The following is an 18,578-nucleotide window of genomic DNA, read 5'->3' as shown; positions in this document are numbered from 1 at the left end:
GCGAGGAGCGGTTGCGTAATCCAATTCGGAAATCTTCGGGATACGAAACCGGGCTCAATGATCTTCCCGGGCATGCACTGCTGGGAGTCATTGGTCTGCCTGAGTCCGCGCCGAAGAATCCTTGGCGGCTAATCATACGTCGTTTGAACTACGCCGTGTTTTTGCTGCTGATTGCATCCGTCGTGGTCTACTACGACCACGACGGATACACGGAGCCTCTCACCTTCATCGATGCGGTGTATTACTCGGCTGTCAGCCTGTCGACGACGGGCTACGGTGACATCACGCCGGTGACTCAGAGGGCTCGATTACTCAATATTTTGATCATTACGCCACTGCGTGTGGCCTTCCTTGCTCTCTTGGTCGGTACTACTCTGACCGTTTTGACCCAAGAGTCTCGGAAAACCCTGCAAATTCAGCGCTGGAGGAGACAGTTGCGCAACCACACCGTCGTTATCGGATACGGCACCAAGGGTCGTTCTGCCATTGCAGCTCTTCTCGCGGACGGCGTAGATCCGGCAGAAATCGTTGTCATTGATACGGACAAGGAAGCACTCGACCACGCTTCGAATCAAGGCTTGGCGACGGTGCATGGGTCGGCTACTAAATCTGATGTGCTGAAGTTAGCTGGTATTCAGCGTGCCCGCTCTATAGTCGTTGCACCGAACAAAGATGACACAGCGGTGCTGGTCACGTTGTCGGTCCGTGAGTTGGCGCCGGGTGCCTCAATTGTGGCCTCGGTGCGTGAATCAGAAAACCGCCACTTGTTGACGCAGTCAGGTGCAGACCAAGTGGTTATTTCTTCTGAAACCGCCGGCCGAATGCTGGGGCTGGCCACGGTGACTCCTTCGGTGGTTGAGATGATGGAAGACCTCCTGAGCCCGGATGAAGGATTCTCTGTTGCAGAGAGGCTGGTCACCGAAGAGGAAATCGGTGCCAGCCCACGGCACCTCGCGGATATTGCACTCGGCGTGGTGCGCTCGGGTGAGCTGTACCGAATTGATTCACCGGAGTGTGAGTCGGTGGAGCCAGGCGACCGGCTGCTGTACGTCCGCCGTGTCTACAGCAATGACGAATAGCACTCGACCAGTTTAAAAAATGGGGTCTAACAACTTTTTGACTTACTCAGAGGCGGATGTGAACGAGCCGGATTATCTAGCTGGGCTGGATCCAGACCAGCGCGAGGCAGCAACGGCTCCGATGGGGCCGGTGTGCATTCTTGCTGGAGCCGGTACAGGTAAGACCCGAACAATTACTCATCGCATCAAGTACCTCATTGACCAGGGGTTTGTGCAGCCGCAGAAGGTATTAGCGGTGACATTTACCTCGCGTGCAGCAGGGGAGATGCGCGACCGCCTGGCAAAGATGGGAACGCCTGGAGTCCAGGCGCGTACTTTCCACTCGGCAGCTCTTCGCCAGCTGCGCTACTTCTGGCCCCAAGTCGCCGGTGATATGCCCTGGCAGCTGTTGGATGACAAGAAATTCCGTGTTGTCGCCCAAGCAGTACGTCGAGTGGGCCTGGACACCTCCAAGGAAACAATCCGCGATGTCATGGGCGAGATTGAGTGGGCGAAGGCGACTTTGGCCGGTGCGGATCAGTACCAAGCCGCGCTGCGGGAGCATGGGCGCACGGCGCCTCTGTCTGCGGAAAAAATTGTCGATTGCTATCGCGCTTACGAGGACATAAAAACCACTCCTGACGGGCTATTGCTTGACTTCGACGACCTGCTCATTCACACCGCCGGTGCGATGGAGAATTCCCGTGCAGTGGCGGAGGAATTCCGCAACCAGTATCGGTGCTTCGTCGTCGATGAGTACCAGGATGTCACCCCGTTACAGCAGCGAGTTCTCAACGCCTGGCTGGGAGACCGCGACAACCTCACAGTTGTCGGGGACGCCAACCAGACGATTTACTCCTTCACAGGTGCGACTCCGCAATATCTGATGAACTTCTCTCGGGACTATCCGGAAGCCACAGTGGTTCGCCTGCAGCGGGACTACCGATCGACCCCACAGGTCGTCGAGTTGGCCAACAATGTCATCGGCCGTGCGCAGGGGCGTATCGCCGGCTCGCGGCTGAAACTGATTGGGCAGCGTGAAGACGGCCCGGAGCCGACTTTCAATCAGTACGACGATGAGCCGATGGAAGCTCGCGCGACCGCGCGCAGCATCAAGCGGCTTATCGACGCGGGAACGCCGGCATCGGAGATTGCCGTTTTGTACCGCATCAACGCACAGTCCGCAGTTTTTGAGCAGGCTCTGTCCGAGGTAGGAGTCGCCTACCAGGTTCGTGGCGGGGACGGTTTCTACCAGCGTCCCGAGATCCGCGATGCCATCGCCGCACTTGTGCGAGTTTCCCGTTCCTCACGGACCGTTCCGACATTGCAGGGCACGAATCTATTGGATTTGGTCAAGCAGGTTTTCGCGGGTCTTGGCATGACTGACCAAGAGCCGGAAGGCGCTGGTGCCAGGGAACGTTGGCAGTCACTGCGCGCCCTATTTGACCTGTGTAAGGACATCGTTCATGCCAACACCGAGGTCAATATCCAGGCGCTCCTCGGCCAATTGCACACCCGGCAGCAGGCCAAACATCCACCGACGCTGGATGGCGTGACGCTGGCTAGCCTGCATGCAGCCAAGGGGCTGGAGTGGGATGCGGTGTTCCTCGTTGGGCTTACCGACGGTTCGCTGCCTATCCAACATGCGCTGAATAAATTCGACCGATCTCCTGCACAGGGGGCGGAAGCCATCGAAGAAGAGCGCCGTCTGTTCTATGTCGGCATTACTCGAGCCCGCGAACATCTGGAGCTATCTTGGTCATTGTCGCGGACAGAAGGCGGCCGCAGGTCACGTCGCCGCACACGATTCCTCGATGAACTCGACATTGATGTCTCTGACTACTCGGCTGAGGCACAGCGAAGCTCAAGGAGCTCTAGTTCCCGCAGTAAGCGTCAGCAGTCCAAACAGTGCAAGGGCTGCACTAAGCCATTGCATACCGATGCCGAGCGGATCTCAGGGCGCTGTGAAGAGTGCCCAGTCAGTGCGGATCCTGCACTACTGGAAGCATTGCGTGCATGGCGTCTGGAAATGTCGAGGGAAATGACCGTCCCCGCATTCGTGATCTTCTCCGATGCGACCCTTCTGGCCATCGGTGAGCAGCAGCCGACTACGCCGGAGGAACTTCTGCAAATTCCGGGAATTGGAGAAGCGAAGCTCAATCATTTCGGCGAAGGCATCTTGGGAATCGTCAATTCTTTTGTGAATTCCTAGCCAGATTCTGCTCAAGGCACTTCGAATTACATGAACTGCATCTGCGAGTTGCCATGACCACACACTGGGCACTGCGGGTGGGGAGCAACCGTAGTGCGGGTGATATCGAGGCTTTCCAGATCTATGCGCACCTCCGTTGCACATAGATCTGAGAGATCCGGCCGCCGCAGCTGCCCAACCAACAGTGGCACCGCTGTGTTCAGCCATTCCGGTGCGGCTACGGGCGTAAAAGTGCGAAGCTGTAGCGCAATCAGTGCCCGGACGGGGTCGCGGTCTCGTCGATAAGCTTCGAAACACATCGAGCAGGGCCCTTGACCTGGGTGAACAAGCGGCCCAAGAATCAGTGCCCCATCGCGGAAATGCGTGTGCAGATGCTCAATTCCACGATGAAACAGAGCGCGAACCAAGGGCATGCTCGGTACTTCCATGCCCGTGACCACCGCGAGCCCGATCTCTTCCGGTGTGGATTGAGATATTTTCAGCGTCGCATTGCGAGTGGGCGACATTGCCGTCGTCCAACTACCACAACCCGTGCGACGAAGCTCCTTTAAAAGTCCGGTGCGCAAGCTGTCCCGACCGATCAGCGTAATCCTCCGCCGTGTCGGTGGTTTTTGGACCAGCGCGGCTCGGTGAAGGTCGGAGATAAGTGCGGTAATGAACTGCGGTGACAGTTTGTCGTGACTGTCAGTAAAGGCCTCGCTTAAGGTGCTACCTCTATGAGCTGCAAGAAGCGCCGAGAAGACAGGCCCCGGCGGGGTGCCGTCGGAAAGCGGCAGAATCATGCTGCGCTCCGGTTCCACGCCGAACTGAATCCGCGCGCCTGGGCGCATGACAATCGGTACCTCCGGCCGCAGCGCGTAGTCCGTGGCAGGCGCGGCAAGTGTTTGTGCCGCGGGTGTGTGCGAACCTATTACGCCAGCCGTACCATCCCGCCCCCGAGACGTATCCCTGTATTCCCCCATAAAAATATCTTTTACCCCGGGGCCAGCTTTTACGCAATCGCAGCGCAGAGCATATACGCTTAAAAAGCATGAGCACCAAGCGACCTGAGTACGGCCCGGATGTTGAGGTTCGGCGCTCGAAGCGCCGCCGCCGTACTGTGTCCGCCCGCGCGGAGGGAAACCGGATCATTGTCATGGTTCCGGACGATCTCAGCGCCGCTGCGGAAAAACAGCAGGTCAATGAAATTGTTGCGCGAGTGCGGAGAAAAGTTGGCAGCAACCTGGATAATTCCGAGCTGGAGCGCCGCGCACGGCTGCTCTCTCGTACGGTGCTGGAAGATCGCCCGCGGTTCGAGTCAATCAAATGGGTCAAGAACATGTCGCGCAGGTGGGCATCCGTCACCGGCGGTGTCGATAGTCCTGGGCGCATTCGCATTTCGCACAGGCTTGCCGACGTCCCGGGGTACGTCCTCGACGACGTCATTGTGCACGAACTGGTGCACACTTTCGTCGACGGTGGTCATACCGAAGAGTTCTGGTATTGGGCGGCAAAAGCCCCGTACCACGAACGGGCACGGGGCTATTTAGAGGCATATCAGCGCTGGGGAACCCAGAGCTAACTCGCTACTTATCGTCGTCGGCGTCGCCAGAATTGTCCTCGTCGGCGTCACTGTCGTTGCCCTCAGCCGCGCGCTTTTCGGCTTCTTTGCGCAGCTGCTCTTCAAGCTCTGCGATCGGGTCGAAGTCATCGTTTTCCGAGCCGCCAAGAACCGAATCAATAAAGGCCGCGGGTTCATCCAAATCCTCTGCCACGGGCAGGAAGTCCGGGTGATCCCAGACCTTGTCGCGTCGCTCGATGCCCACAGCGGTGGTCAGACGGTGCCACAAGTTGGTTGCCTCACGCACCTTGGGGGATCCGAGGTCAATGCCGGTGGCCTTCTCCAGTGCCTGTTCAGCACCTTCGGTGGCGCGGCGACGACGCCAGGCTTCATCCAGTTGTGCGGCACCCGGTAGACGCTCACCGAGGGCATCGGTGACAACCATGTCCACCCACCCTTCGACCAGTGCTAGCAGCGTCTGGAAACGAGTACGAGCATTCTCGTTACGTGAACGAATCTTCGGGCTCAGATCCATATTCTGCAGCTCGCTCATAGCTTCCTGCATACGCTGCGGATCCTGCATGTTCTCAATATCCAGACCGCGGGCGGCCTCTTCAATCGCGGAGTAGTCGATGACGATGCCGGCAGCGTACTCCTCGACAGAGGAAATCATGCGTTCAGCCAGCCATGGCACGCGGTCGAAGAGACGTTGGTGGGCAGCTTCGCGGGCAGTGGCGTAGATAAACAGATCGCGCGCTGGAACCTCGAGTTCCTCCGCGAGAGCGACGAGATGCGTTGGCAGCAGTACCGCCGCACCAGTGGTGTGTAGTGGCAGCCCGAGGTCAGAGCCAGTCAGGCTCGTTTGTGCCAATTCAGCCAGCGCATTTCCTAGCTGAGTACCGAAGCTCATCGAGTTCATCTGGCGCATGATGCCCAGCATCGGGCCCATCATCTCGCGAGCTTCCTCTGGAACGCCTTCGAGGGAGGCATCACTCATGCGGCTGGCGACGGGATCGACAAGGCGAGTCCATGTCGACTTGGTGTTCTCCAACCACTGCAAGCTATTCCACGCTTCTACGCGGTTGACACCAGCCGGCAGGGAGGTGACATCATCTAGCCACAGTTCTGCCAGGCGCAAGGAATCAGTCAGCGCCTCGCGGGCCGAGTCCTTCACCGGAGCCGGGTTACCAAGACGGGTCCGCGCAACGCGCTCGGCCGCATCGTAGTTGACAGGGCCAGAGTTAGACTCCTGGAATCGCTGCCCCATGCCGGAGAACATCTCGCCGAACTGGTTGAGAATATCGCCCAAGTTCGGCTGGTCCCCCTTGCCGGAGGCGCCGCTGCCGGGCTGCCCGGGGCCGCCGAAACCGAAGCCCCCGGCGCCGCCCATGCCACCGAAGGGAAACCCGAAGAAACCGAAAGGACCGCCCTGGCCGCCCTGACCGCCCTGACCGGAGTCATTGTTGCCAGCGTCGTCGCGATCGTCATCATTGTCGTTCGGACCAAAGCCAAATCCGTTAGAACTCATGCTCCCACCGTACCGGGCAATGACCCGCGTGAGTACTTAAAAGCACCACTTTATTGGCAACTTCGCGCCCAGCGAACAGACACGGACAAGATTCATCAGGTGTCCAGTAGGCAGATAGCGAGAATGTAGGGTGTTATTTGTGAATCGTCGTACCCAAACTCTTGTTGCGGGCGCTGTGCCCATCGCCGCGTTGGCAACTGTGCTCTCGCTGCCAACGCTGACAGTGCCCTATGCCGCGCAGGGGCCTGGCCCGGTCTTCGATGTCCTCAGCGATGTCGAGGGAAAGAGCATTATCTCGGTCAGCGGCAGTGCTGCGGACTCCGAACACTCTAAGGGCACGCTGGATATGACAACCGTCGCAGTCAGGCATAACCTGACATTGCCGCAGGTCATTGGTCTGTGGTTTGATCGTGACAACGATATCGTCCCCATTGAGGCGGTCTTCCCTCCGGGCCAGAGCCAGGACGAGGTGGAAGAGGAGAACAAGGCTGCATTCACCGAGTCGGAGGCCAACGCCACCTCCGCTGCACTGGCACATCTCGGGTTGCCGATGGAAGTCACCGTCGCCTACACAGTGCCGGATAGTCCTGTCGATGGGCGACTGCATGAAGACGATGTGATTCTCGCAGTGGATGGGGTGGCAGTAAGCAAGCCCGAGCAAGTCAAGGCGATTATTGCCGGACGCAACCCGGGCGATACTGTCACGTTGAGGGTCAAGCCTGCGACCGTCGATAAGCAGAAGGCTGCTAAGGGCGAGGACTCTGCCCCCGAGAAAGCCGTCGATATTTCTGTGACACTGGCGGAAAACCCGCATCAAAAGAATGCCGCGCTGCTCGGCGTTGGGATGGGGGCGCAATCCGCGGACGACACCAAAGTTGATTACCAGCTCAGCGGCATTGGAGGTCCGTCGGCGGGTCTCATGATGACGCTTGGAGTGATTGACAAGCTGAGTCCAGGCGATCTGACCGAGGGGCAGCACCTCGCTGGCACTGGCACTATTGACGCTGCCGGCAACGTGGGCGAAATCGGTGGCATTACACACAAAATCTCGGCCGCCCGAGATGAGGGCGCCGAGATGTTCTTCGTGCCGGAAGGCAATTGCGCAGAAGCTGTGACTGCCGACCGCGGCGATATGAAGTTGGTAAAGGTCTCTGTGCTTGACGACGCGCTTGCGGCAATCGAAAAGCCGGAGACCGCGCAGACCTGCTCGTAGTTTTTGCCGTAGTCCCTACGAGCAGCTGCTAGTTTCAGCTAGTTCTTGCTGAAGGCCTCGAAGTTTTGCTGAGACTGCCATCTATCAATCTCTGCAGCCGTTGCGCGCAACTGCGGGTCAAATTTGAGGTAGGCCTTTGTCTCGCGCGCAATGAGCCCGGACAGGACAATCAGACCGATGAGGTTCGGTAGCGCCATCAGACCGTTGAGAGCCGAGGCGACGGACCAGACGGTTTCCAGCTGAGTTACCGCGCCGACGAAGACCACGCAGGTGAAGACTGCACGGTAGAGACCGGTGCCGCGGCGACCGACCAGGGACTCGAATGCGCGCTCACCGTAGTAGGACCAGCCCAGCATGGTGGAGAATGCGAAGAAGACAACCGACAGCGTGACGATTGTGCCACCCCAGTGGCCAGGCAGACCGCGGGAGAATGCCTCAGCAGTCAGAGCGCCAGTGTCGACGTTGCCATCCTGCCAAACACCGGTGCTGATGATAACCAGGCCGGTGAAGGACACGACGATGATGGTGTCAATGAAGGTCTGAGTCATGGAGACCAAACCCTGACGAACTGGGTGAGTCGTCGATGCGGCGGCAGCGGCGATAGCCCCGGAACCCAGGCCCGACTCGTTGGAGAACAGGCCGCGGGCAACACCCATCTGCAGGGCGAGAATCAGCGTGGAGCCTGCGAACCCACCAACGGCCGCGGTGCCGGTGAAAGCATCGGTGAAGATGAGCTTGAAGGTCTCGGGCAGCGCCGAGACATTGGCGACGAGCACCCACACGGCCGCACCGATGTAGAGCACAATCATCATCGGCACAAAGCCGGCGGTGATGCGGCCAATCGACTTAATGCCACCCATCAGAGCTGCACCTACCAGGATGAACATGATCATGCCGGAGAGCGTCGGATCGATGTCGAAGCTGTTTTCCAGGTTCGAGGCCACGGCGTTGCCCTGGGTTAGGTTGCCGATACCAAACGCCGCCAGCGCAGCGAAGACGGCGAAGAGAATGCCCAACGTCTTACCAAAACCATTCGGGATGGCCTTGCGCAGGTAGTACTGCGGACCACCGGACTGTTCGCCAGCTGCATCGGTCTGGCGGTACTTCACGCCCAGGAATGCCTCGGAGTACTTCGATGCCATACCTAGCAGGCCGGTTACCCACATCCAGAACAGCGCACCGGGTCCACCTAAACCAATTGCGGTAGCGACACCGACAATGTTGCCGACACCGACAGTTGCCGCGAGAGCCGTCGCCAGCGCCTGGTAGTTGGTGATATCTCCCTCGGCGTCGTCGTCGTTACGGTCGATGAGTCCGAGGCGCAGTGCCGGGCCGAGTTTGACCAGGTGAATTGCGCCCAGGCGAATGGTCAAGATGATTCCGGTGCCGATCAGCGCGGGGATGAGGAGGTATGGACTCCAAATAAAACTATCCGCCGCTGAGGCAAAATCGCTGAAGCTTTCCATGCTGTGGAACTTTACTGGTAGAAAGCCTAAATTCGATCATTAATTTCTCAGAAAATGATTATTGTGCTACTAATTCGCCACAAGTGGGGGTAAACACATTCCGACGAAAGCAAAAACTATTCCGCCAATCAGTGTGAGAGCAAGGTACCCACATGCCCTCCAAAAGTGTTGGTTCTTAAGGCGTACGATCTCTCCGGCGAGTGTGGACCACGTCGACAGGCCGCCGGCGAAGCCAATCATTACCGTCGCATAGGCCAGAGCAGGCGTCATGCCATTGCTTATCGACGTTCCCCGCGACCACACCACAGCAGCGACACCGGCGACGAAGCAGGCAATCATATTCGCGGTCCACGTTCCGGGTAGTTTGGAATCAGCCCACTTCACCGCAAGTTCGGCCAGCGCATAGCGCAGCGCTCCACCTACTGCCGCGCCAACTGCGATAGCGAGGATGGCAGAGAGTGCCGAGGAAAAAGAGCCGAGGAGATCGCCGGTCATTCCGCGACCTCCCGTGCGCACTTGGTGCCCAACCAGTAGGCGAGAGGGCAGCACAGCAGGTGAATAAGTCCGACGCTCACAATCAGTACGACTGACGTGTCCGCTTGCACCAACAAGAGAATGACAAATGCGGAGAAAGTGGTGAAACCGCCACAAAAGCCAGTACCGCAGAAAGCGGAAAGCCGAGGATTAGCAAACGCGATACTGCTGACCAGGCCGAAGAGAAAGCAGCCCAACAAGTTGATGACAGTGGTCGAAACTGCGCTAGTTCCCGAGCTCACAATCGCATCGATTGCCGCGCCGAGCAGAAAGCGACTTACCGCGCCAATAGCGGCACCGCCGGCGACAACCAGGGCCATGAGAACCTGCGCCCGTCCTGCTGATGGCAGTTTCGCAACGACAGATTCCTCATTCACGGTGAAAACGCTAGCACAGTGGCGAAAGGGGAGGTAGGCGCCGACAATTCGGAATCTTTCACCAGGAGGTGTTCCCGTCGGCACGCGACAATCTACCTACTGCACCCTATTGCAGGGGCGAGTTTGCCTTACCGAGTGGTTCTTGCCATGCGCGCTGACCCTAAAACGGGGACACTGGGGAAGAGGAAGCGCATTTAAATCCGGTTTCCCCATTCCGGCCGGCTCGTCGGCGGTGAAATCGGTGGTTGCGCAGTTCGCCGATTCAGCAGGAGGATACCCACAATGGCTCATGAGCGCGCCGGGCAATTGGCCCAGCCATCCGACCTTATCGATGTCGCGGAACTGGTCACTGCTTACTACACAAAGCACCCGGACACGAATAACCCCGACCAGAAGGTCGTCTTCGGTACTTCCGGTCACCGCGGTTCCTCCCTCGACGGCGCTTTCAACGAAGACCACATTCATGCCACCACTCAGGCCATCGTGGATTACCGCAAGGGCCAGGGCATTGAAGGCCCGCTCTACGTCGGTCGCGATACCCACGGCCTGTCCGAGCCGGCAATGATTTCCGCCCTCGAGGTGCTCACGGCCAACGGCATCACCGTGATGGTTGACGCTCAGGATCGCTACACGCCGACTCCGGCCGTCAGCCACGCGATTCTGACGTACAACCGCGACGTGGAGGGAGGTCCGACGGGGAGTAGCTCCGCGCGTGCCGACGGCATCGTGATTACCCCTTCCCACAATCCGCCACGGGATGGTGGTTTTAAGTACAACCCGCCGACTGGTGGTCCGGCGGACGCGGATGCGACGGACTGGATTGCAGCTCGTGCTAATGAATACTTGGCCAAGGGCCTGGATGGGGTTAAGCGCCAGCTGGTGGATAAGGCCGGAGACCTCGTCGTAAAGCACGACTACCTCAACGCATACGTGTCGGACCTGCCGAATGTTGTCAACCTCGACGCCATCCGTGATGCCGGCGTGCGTATCGGCGCCGACCCAATGGGTGGTGCGTCGGTGGATTACTGGGGCGCAATTGGCGATGCGCATAACCTAAACCTGACTGTGGTCAATCCGCTGGTTGATGCGACCTGGCGTTTTATGACGCTGGATACAGACGGCAAGATTCGTATGGACTGCTCCTCGCCGAATGCGATGGCGTCCTTGATTGGTAACCGCGATAAGTTCGACATCTCCACCGGCAATGACGCGGACTCCGATCGCCACGGAATTGTCACACCGGACGCGGGTCTTATGAACCCGAACCACTACCTGGCCGTTGCCATTGACTACCTCTTTGCGCACCGTCCGGGCTGGTCGCAGGAGACCGCGGTCGGTAAGACGCTGGTGTCTTCGTCGATGATTGACCGCGTCGTTGCCAATTTGGGCCGCAAGCTCGTGGAAGTTCCAGTCGGTTTCAAGTGGTTCGTCCCGGGTCTGCTCGGCGGCACCATCGGCTTCGGCGGTGAAGAATCCGCTGGTGCATCGTTCCTGCGTCACGACGGAACTGTGTGGTCTACCGATAAGGACGGCATCATCCTGGATCTCCTGGCCAGCGAGATCAAGGCCGTGACTGAGAAGACTCCATCACAGCTCTACGCAGAGCTCGCCGATAAGTACGGTGCCCCGGCTTACGCCCGCACCGATGCGGACGCAACCCGTGAGCAGAAGGCAATCCTGAAGAAGCTCTCGCCGGAGCAGGTCAAGGCCGACACCCTGGCAGGGGAGACCATTACAGCCAAACTGACTGAAGCACCGGGCAACGGCGCTGCGATTGGTGGCCTCAAGGTGGTTACGGAGAACGCTTGGTTCGCGGCGCGTCCGTCGGGCACTGAAGATAAGTACAAGATCTACGCGGAGTCCTTCAAGGGCGCAGATCACCTGGCACAGGTTCAGGCTGAGGCGCAGGACGTGGTCTCGGCAGTTCTGAACGGGTAATCGGTAGCCGTTGGGCTAGCTGTAAACAGTTAGCCTGTACTAACATTTCTGTGTATGAAGAATTTCGTAGGTGTGGTGGCACGATTCGGCCTGGCTGCAGTTTGGTTGTACTCGGGTCTTATCAAACTGCTGAACCCGCTGGAATCGCGTCAGGCAGTTCAAGCTTATGAGCTGCTGCCGAGCGATTTGGTGCCGATGGTAGCGGTTGCGCTGCCCGCTTTCGAAGTTATCCTCGGACTCCTGCTGGTATTGGGGCTTTTCCTGCGCCCGGTAGCGGTGTTGTCTGGCGCGCTCTTGCTGGTGTTTATCGGCGGCATTATCTCGGCGTGGGCGCGCGGCCTGCAGATTGACTGCGGGTGCTTTGGTGGCGGTGGCTACGACGAGAACGCTGACGCGGTTTCATATCTAAAGTCAATCGCCCGAGACATCGGTTTTCTGGCCTTGGCTGTATTTGTGTACGTGTGGCCGTGGAAGAAGTTTGCCATTTACGCCTAGTCCGCTGGCTAGAGGGGAAGCCTAGGGGATAGGCCAGGGGAATGGGGCAAGGTGATGGGGCCTAACGATGCGGCCTAGCAACCATTTCTGTTTTCTCAGGCGCAATTGTGTCATTGGCAAGAAAACACCGCTATCGTAAGCGGTGTGAGTCAGAAGATTAAGAATCCAAATGAAAAGGGCAGTGGCTTCGTCGTCGGCCTGATTGCTCTTCTTGCTGTCGTTGCAGTTGTTATTGGTGGCGTTATCTACATCGGCCGGTCGCAGCCGATTGAGGGACTGCCAGATGAGGACGTCGGCTTCTCCGTCGCACTCGACGGCGATGTCATCCGACTGAGCAAGGACGGCGCCGAAGGGGCTAAAACAGCCACGATTTTTGAGGACTTCTCGTGCCACTACTGTGCTCAGATGAGCGAAGAGGGCCACGATGATGAGCTCAAGGCGCTAAACGACGGCAAGCTTGTCGCTGAATACCGCACGCTGAACTTCCTGGATGGTCAGGAGAAGGAGCAGCGTGACGGTCACTCCACTCGCGTCTTCGCGGTTGCCCGCAAGATTGCTGAGACCGGTGATGCTCGCGCATATTGGAACTTCCGCACAATGATGATGGCTGACCAGCAGAACTCTGTCACGTGGAGCGATGATGAGTTGGCTGACCGTCTGGAGCAGCTCGGTGTTGCTGACGAAATTGTCAGCGAAGTCCGTTCCGGCATCGACACCACCGAGGCTAAGGCAAGCGCAAATGCCAACTTCGATGACCTTGAGAAGCGCTTGGGCAAGGTTTCCTCACCGCACGTCTTTGTCGATGGCAAGGATATTCTGGAGAACATTTCCGGTGATGGCGGACTGGGGCAGTGGGTCAAGGTGGCCCTGCGCTAGGTTCCGTGCACGCTCACACGATTCATCTTCAGTTCATGTTCGGCAGATCTGCTCTAGGGCACTCGACGAATACGTAAAAGAGTGTTCTACATGCGGATTTGGTGATACATGACAGTGCCATGTAGCCTTTGAGGAGTCCACAGCGGAGGGTGAAAGCCACTTCGATGTTGATTCTGGGGCTATGGCGCAGCTGGTAGCGCACCACACTGGCAGTGTGGGGGTCACGGGTTCGAGTCCCGTTAGCTCCACCAGTAGGAAATCCCTCGGTCGAAATGACCGGGGGTTTTCTTGTATCTGCCCTGATAGTAGCGCGTTTTTGGGTTTGTGTAGAGCGCCAGGTGTGGACACGGGTAGGCTTTGAAGTGGCACAAATTTGGCACGTTTTCAGAAAAATTTGGCACGAATTTGGCACGAAAGGCGGCGGGGCGGCATGAAATTCGGCAATATTCGGCCACTTCCATCTGGCAGATACCAAGCTCGCTACAAGCACGCGGGAGTTGAGTGCAAGGCACCCCGGACTTTTAAGACTCGGGGGCTGGCACAGGGCTGGCTCAATGCGGAAGAGAAGTTAATCGCCTTTGGTGAATGGACACCGCCAAAGCAGCGCGCGGCGGAAAAGGAGCTAGAGAAGCAGCGCCACGCCCTCACAGTCAAAGCTTGGCTAGAGCAGTATCACGACGGCCTTACAGTCCGCGCGTCCACGCTGCAGACTTATCGGCGTACCGTCCGCAACCGCATTACTGACCCACGGCCACCCGGTGACAAAGACCCGGACGTTACACGGCTTGCTGATATTCCCCTTGTGGAACTAACCAAAGCCGACGTTTATTCGTGGTGGGACGGTATCACCCGCGCCTATGGCACCCCGGAAACTAACCACAAGGCATATGTGCGGCTTAACGCGGCGTGTGAAGAAGCGGTACGGCGTGAGCTGATAGACCGTAACCCGGTAGAGATAGCGGCCGCTAAACGGCGTGTAGAGCGGGAATTACCGTATCTGCCAAAGACGGAAGAGCTACACGCGGTAGTGGACGCAATGAAGCCGTCGTACAAGCTGCTGACCGTGCTGTGCTTGTTCCACGGGTTGCGTCTCGGGGAGGCAATCGCCCTGGAGATAGACGATGTTATTTCCGATACGCCGATTCCGTATGCCCCTCGGTACTCGATTCGGGTTAGGCAGAACGCCCAACGGATTACACCGGACGGGGGTAGCACGTACATGTTGCTGCAAAAGCCTAAGAGCCAGGCGGGTAACAGGGAGGTTCCTTTTATGCCGTCAATGGTGCCGGTGCTATGGGGACACATAGCTAACCACCTTGCTACCGCCCCTGTATCAGTGAACCTTGCTGCAGACCTCGGGGGAGGTACCCGCCCGGCGCGGCTGTTGACCACAACCGACAAGGGGGCGATGTTGATGGATACGTCCTACAGGTCGGTGCTAGACCGCACCACTAAGCGGGCGGGTGTGTCTGAGCAAATTAAACCGCATTCGGGGCGGCGCTGGTTAGTGACCCGGCTAGCGGAAAAGGGAGCGCACGTAAAAGAGATTGCCAAGATTCTGGGAGACAACGATCTTGACACAATCATGAAGATTTACATGCAGGTACGTGCTGAACGGACAACGGAGCTTATGGACGTTGTGGACGCAAGTATTAGCCCCACTATTAAGGCGGGAGAGTAATGACTAGCAACGATGGAAAATGCTGGCACGTGTATGTACGCGGCGATAGAGCAGAGCTAAAGCGGCGGCGCATTGTGGGCTGTATTCACTTTGCCCCTAGTCGTAAATGGGTGTGGGCAGATTCGATTAAAGAAGTGAAGTCTGAAGCGCTTGGGAAACGTGTTGCCCGTGAAGGCAAGAACACGCTGGACACCACGGAGGCGGTGAAGAAGCACGATTATCTAGAGCAGGGTAGCGCGTACCGCGACGATGAGGCGTTAAAAATCGTGGGGCAAATGGATATGGCCTTTATGGTGCAGATTCCGGGGGCGGGGAGATACCGGGCTGAACTTGTGGCACAGACGCTTGAACGGCTCATTAACAACGATGTAGACCGCGCAGTGATTCGCGAATCGGCAAAGCCTCCACAGGGGAGTTTAGAGATTGACGCGTCTCAGTTGCAGAGGGCTATCGCGGCGTACTCGCAGACTCAATAAGGCTGTTGTGCTAACCTGTGGACAGGGAGATTCAAAATACCCCTCCGATGGCAGAGCGGTGACGCACTGCTCGGCAATGGCATTCGCCGTTGACGCTCATTCCGCAACTTAGATTTCGTATGAAGTGTGAGTTGCGCTTTTGCATGCCCAAAATGGGCGCAGAAAGAGCGACGGCCATGCCGAATCCTGTAACCCACTCAAAGCCATGTACCCGCCCGGCCACAGTAAAACAGGCAGCGGAACACTGGGGAGTATCCACCAAAACTATCCGGCGCATGATTAACGCCGGAACAATCACCGGTTACAAACTCACCCCGCGTACCTTGCGCGTGAACCTCGATGAACTGGATTCCCTTGCTCAATCCCAGAGCACGGATTTCGGGGGTTTCTAACCGTGGACACAAAGAAAAACCCCGCGCCGGGCGAACGCAGGGAAATTCAAAACAACTGTTACCCATATCGTAACCAAGTACGGCGCAGCATGCCTAGCGTGTGGGAAACACTAGCTGTAGACGCACTAGCCCTACTTGTATCCTCCACCGCTGAAATGGTGCAGTACACCACCGCCCGGCGCGGCGTAACGGCCACTGATTTCCCGCGCCTGTATCGCCCGGCGTACCTCGTACTGCTGGAATGCGCTGAGGAACACATCAACACGGGTAACGCCTCGAAACGCGTGGATATGGTGCAGTTTGGTCAACGCCTGCAGGGAAAGCAGCACAGCACAGGCACGCGGGTATGGCGGCGCATTAGCAACAGCAACGGCTACAGTGCCCACCCGCTGGGTATGGCAGAGCTGGGGCTGATTAACAACGCGCTTGCACAGCTGACTAACCAAGCAGCTTTCCAGCGCCTACAGCAAGCGCAGGCAGCGATTCAGCAGTGTCTAGACACCGCAACGCTAACCGGCATTGACCGCGCAATGGAACACCTTCAGCAAGCCCAAGACGCAGGACAGCGCGCCGGGCTTATCGATCAACGCCGGGGAGGGCGCTAAGTGAGTGAACCAAACCGCGCGCCGAAGACGATTTTTAACGTTGTGAAAGCCTCAACGGTGCAGCCCAAGAAAACATATTGGCTAGTGGAGAACATGATTCCGTGGAATGGCCTTACTTTGCTTGGAGGCCGTGAAGGGGTCGGAAAATCGACGGTTGCATGCGCATGGGTTGCTGGTGCTACACGCGGCAACCTCGACAATAAGCAACCTCTCAATGTGCTCTACCTGCACACCGAAGACAGCCGCGAAGCAACTATCGTCCCGCGCCTTAAAGCCGCTGACGCTGACCTGGAGCGCGTCTACTTCCTTGATATTGAACTCCAGTACGACGGAGAAGACCCCATCGAATCCGGGCTTGTCCTCCCGGCTCATTTCCCGCGTCTTCGCCAGGTAATCGAAGACAACAATATCGGCATGATTGTCCTCGACGCTGCGAAGTCGGCTATGGCCTCTAGTATCGACGGTAACCGTGATGAGCAAGTCCGCCGCATGCTTGACCCAATGAACAAGATTGCCGACGAACTGGGGTGTGTGTTCCTTGCCTTGGTTCACTTTGGCAAACGTGAGTCCGCAGACACCGGCAAGTTGATTACCGGCTCGATTGCATGGAGCCAAGTCGCACGCTCTGTTATCGCAGTCGCCAAAGACGAAGACGGCAAATTACTTGTTGCGACCACGAAGCACAATCTTGCCCCGCATGCCGTGACACTCGACGCGCATATCGAATCCGCTGACGTGTTCATCGAAGGCAAGGGCGTACCGGTCGGCAAGGCCGTTTTTGATGGTGCCTCAAATCGAAGTATCAACGACCTTCTAGCACCAGCTGACGATGAGATTGATTCTCGCAGTGAAATTGAGATGGTTGTGCTCGACTATCTCGAAGCAGAAGGAGGAAGCGCACCAGCTCGTGATGTCCTCAAGGCCGCGCGTGACGCAGGGCTAAAGGAAGAAGCAGTGAAGAAGGCACGAAGAGGTATGGGAATCACTACCAAACGACGCGGATTCGGCAAAGGTTCCATGTGGGTTTGGGCAATAGATTCCCCCATAGATTCCATAGATTCCAATACACGAGAACGGGAACCTATGGCACCTATGACGGCACCAATGGCGAAAGCAGGGAATCAACTCAATGAGATTTGCTCTGTAATCTGCGACTCGCTTAGCCCTGAAATCGGCCTCACTGAGCACACATTACGCGGTTCTATTCCCTCAAGCCTGCAACCGCAACAACACCTTAGTGCCGCACTGTCACACCTCGAACGGCAAGGCGCAATCATCAAAGACACTAAGGGGCGCTACCTACTCAGCCAAGAACCCAACAGCCGCAAACAAGAAGAAAGGACACGGCAATGAACGCGCCGATTGCACAGAAAAAAGAAATCCAAGAGCGACGGAAGAAAGCACTCGATTTACGACTAGCGGGCGCGACCTTCCGGGACATAGCCGGGGCACTCGGGGTAAGCCTCGGTACCGCACACACTGACGTAGCAACCGCACTGGCAGACATACCCAAAGAAGAAGCCAATGAACTACGCAAGCTAGAAGCCGCCCGGCTAGACGCACTGAATCAAGCGCACTGGGAAAACGCGCTCAACGGGGACACGAACAGCGCAAAAATCGTCCTAAGCGTTATTGATCGACGGATTAAGCTACTCGGCCTGGACATGCCCCAACGTGTCGAGATAGCCGGTAACCAAGACCTCGACCTAGATACCGTCGTGGATAACCTCATAGGGATAGCTGAAGCTACGGTACGCGCGGAACTGGAAGCGGAAATGAGGGATACGCCCGGCGCGGGGGTGAACCTATAGGAGGCTGAACATTCGCGGTAGGAAACTGTTGGCCTATTGCCTGAAGCGCTGGGGCGGTTTTGTCGTACTGTCGCTGACGGCTAGGCCATGCTTCCCGTATGGCGGCGGGGTGTGTAATCGTCGCGCCGGGCGGGTGTGGTGGTGGAAAATTGACCTGGTGTTTTGCTGTGGCACGTCCGTGGATTTGGCATAAATGTGGCACGCGCGGCGCAGTGAGTTTTGGGAAATGCCTGTTTACCTGCAAGGGAGCGGATTTTTCGTGAAGCCCCGTTAGCTCCACCAGTAGAAAAACCCTCGGTCGAAATGACCGGGGGTTTTCTTGTATCTACCCCTGGGTAGTGTGGGGTTAAGTAAAGAAAAGTGTGTCTTTTCCGGG

Annotated in this window: 18 protein-coding genes and 1 tRNA gene; 14 read left to right on the top strand and 5 right to left on the bottom strand. The window is 57.6% G+C overall.

From position 1 onward, the window contains the following. Positions 1 to 11 precede the first annotated feature (11 nt). The gene (locus tag HMPREF2857_RS05920) at positions 12 to 1,079 is read left to right on the top strand and encodes a potassium channel family protein (protein ID WP_049182182.1); all 1,068 of its coding nucleotides are present in this window, start codon (positions 12 to 14) and stop codon (positions 1,077 to 1,079) included. 19 nt (positions 1,080 to 1,098) lie between these two features. Continuing rightward, entirely contained in the window at positions 1,099 to 3,270 is a 2,172-nt protein-coding gene (locus HMPREF2857_RS05915) for an ATP-dependent DNA helicase UvrD2 (RefSeq protein ID WP_016422234.1), read from the top strand. Between the two features lie 26 nt (positions 3,271 to 3,296). Here the strand turns inward: HMPREF2857_RS05915 and HMPREF2857_RS05910 are convergent, their stop codons facing one another. Further along, on the bottom strand, positions 3,297 to 4,232 hold the full coding sequence (locus HMPREF2857_RS05910; RefSeq protein ID WP_246819629.1) for a TOMM precursor leader peptide-binding protein: 936 nt from the start codon (positions 4,230 to 4,232) through the stop codon (positions 3,297 to 3,299). Between the two features lie 68 nt (positions 4,233 to 4,300). Here HMPREF2857_RS05910 and HMPREF2857_RS05905 point away from each other — a divergent pair, with 68 nt between their 5' ends. Beyond that, complete coding sequence (locus HMPREF2857_RS05905; RefSeq protein ID WP_070643120.1) at positions 4,301 to 4,831, top strand: YgjP-like metallopeptidase domain-containing protein; 531 nt, start codon at positions 4,301 to 4,303, stop codon at positions 4,829 to 4,831. A gap of 4 nt (positions 4,832 to 4,835) precedes the next feature. On the opposite strand, the gene HMPREF2857_RS05900 is transcribed toward HMPREF2857_RS05905, so the two are convergent. Next, positions 4,836 to 6,338, bottom strand: a complete 1,503-nt coding sequence (locus tag HMPREF2857_RS05900) for a zinc-dependent metalloprotease (protein WP_070643118.1) — start codon at positions 6,336 to 6,338, stop codon at positions 4,836 to 4,838. A 139-nt stretch (positions 6,339 to 6,477) separates the two neighbouring features. On the opposite strand from HMPREF2857_RS05900, the gene HMPREF2857_RS05895 reads away from it, so the two are divergent. Further along, a complete protein-coding gene (locus tag HMPREF2857_RS05895) occupies positions 6,478 to 7,551 on the top strand; it encodes a YlbL family protein (RefSeq protein ID WP_070643116.1) in 1,074 nt (357 codons plus the stop codon). 38 nt (positions 7,552 to 7,589) lie between these two features. Here the strand turns inward: HMPREF2857_RS05895 and HMPREF2857_RS05890 are convergent, their stop codons facing one another. From HMPREF2857_RS05890 to HMPREF2857_RS05880, 3 genes are all read right to left on the bottom strand, one after another. After that, positions 7,590 to 9,017: an alanine/glycine:cation symporter family protein gene (locus HMPREF2857_RS05890; protein WP_070643114.1), complete on the bottom strand. Its 1,428-nt coding sequence runs from the start codon at positions 9,015 to 9,017 to the stop codon at positions 7,590 to 7,592. 69 nt (positions 9,018 to 9,086) lie between these two features. Further along, complete coding sequence (locus tag HMPREF2857_RS05885; RefSeq protein ID WP_049172850.1) at positions 9,087 to 9,512, bottom strand: fluoride efflux transporter FluC; 426 nt, start codon at positions 9,510 to 9,512, stop codon at positions 9,087 to 9,089. Further along, positions 9,509 to 9,928 carry a fluoride efflux transporter FluC gene (locus HMPREF2857_RS05880; protein ID WP_224433822.1) on the bottom strand — a complete coding sequence of 140 codons (420 nt, stop codon included), beginning with the start codon at positions 9,926 to 9,928 and terminating at the stop codon, positions 9,509 to 9,511. Before HMPREF2857_RS05880 ends, HMPREF2857_RS05885 begins: the two co-directional genes overlap by 4 nt. A gap of 282 nt (positions 9,929 to 10,210) precedes the next feature. Here HMPREF2857_RS05880 and pgm point away from each other — a divergent pair, with 282 nt between their 5' ends. From pgm to HMPREF2857_RS05835, 10 genes are all read left to right on the top strand, one after another. Then, entirely contained in the window at positions 10,211 to 11,866 is a 1,656-nt protein-coding gene (gene pgm / locus HMPREF2857_RS05875) for a phosphoglucomutase (alpha-D-glucose-1,6-bisphosphate-dependent) (protein WP_070643113.1), read from the top strand. Between the two features lie 54 nt (positions 11,867 to 11,920). Continuing rightward, positions 11,921 to 12,361 carry a MauE/DoxX family redox-associated membrane protein gene (locus tag HMPREF2857_RS05870; RefSeq protein WP_048733317.1) on the top strand — a complete coding sequence of 147 codons (441 nt, stop codon included), beginning with the start codon at positions 11,921 to 11,923 and terminating at the stop codon, positions 12,359 to 12,361. Positions 12,362 to 12,505: 144 nt separating this feature from the next. Continuing rightward, entirely contained in the window at positions 12,506 to 13,237 is a 732-nt protein-coding gene (locus tag HMPREF2857_RS05865; protein ID WP_070643111.1) for a DsbA family protein, read from the top strand. A gap of 175 nt (positions 13,238 to 13,412) precedes the next feature. Beyond that, a tRNA-Ala gene (locus HMPREF2857_RS05860) sits at positions 13,413 to 13,488 on the top strand. A gap of 179 nt (positions 13,489 to 13,667) precedes the next feature. After that, a complete protein-coding gene (locus HMPREF2857_RS05855) occupies positions 13,668 to 14,918 on the top strand; it encodes a tyrosine-type recombinase/integrase (protein WP_070643109.1) in 1,251 nt (416 codons plus the stop codon). Continuing rightward, complete coding sequence (locus HMPREF2857_RS05850; RefSeq protein ID WP_070643108.1) at positions 14,918 to 15,394, top strand: hypothetical protein; 477 nt, start codon at positions 14,918 to 14,920, stop codon at positions 15,392 to 15,394. The genes HMPREF2857_RS05855 and HMPREF2857_RS05850 overlap by 1 nt, the downstream gene beginning before the upstream one ends. Before the next feature lie 119 nt (positions 15,395 to 15,513). Continuing rightward, positions 15,514 to 15,786 (top strand): helix-turn-helix domain-containing protein, encoded by a 273-nt coding sequence (locus tag HMPREF2857_RS11380; protein WP_306297367.1) that lies wholly within the window; start codon positions 15,514 to 15,516, stop codon positions 15,784 to 15,786. 98 nt (positions 15,787 to 15,884) lie between these two features. After that, on the top strand, positions 15,885 to 16,391 hold the full coding sequence (locus HMPREF2857_RS05845) for a hypothetical protein (protein WP_141752736.1): 507 nt from the start codon (positions 15,885 to 15,887) through the stop codon (positions 16,389 to 16,391). Then, on the top strand, positions 16,392 to 17,744 hold the full coding sequence (locus HMPREF2857_RS05840) for an AAA family ATPase (RefSeq protein WP_070643105.1): 1,353 nt from the start codon (positions 16,392 to 16,394) through the stop codon (positions 17,742 to 17,744). After that, on the top strand, positions 17,741 to 18,202 hold the full coding sequence (locus HMPREF2857_RS05835) for a hypothetical protein (RefSeq protein ID WP_070643104.1): 462 nt from the start codon (positions 17,741 to 17,743) through the stop codon (positions 18,200 to 18,202). Before HMPREF2857_RS05840 ends, HMPREF2857_RS05835 begins: the two co-directional genes overlap by 4 nt. Positions 18,203 to 18,578: the final 376 nt, after the last annotated feature.

The sequence above is a fragment of the Corynebacterium sp. HMSC076C10 genome (genome assembly GCF_001812455.1).
GTDB lineage: Bacteria > Actinomycetota > Actinomycetes > Mycobacteriales > Mycobacteriaceae > Corynebacterium > Corynebacterium jeikeium_D.
The sequence above is the reverse complement of the archived record's forward strand: the minus strand, read 5'-3'. Positions and strand labels throughout refer to the sequence as shown.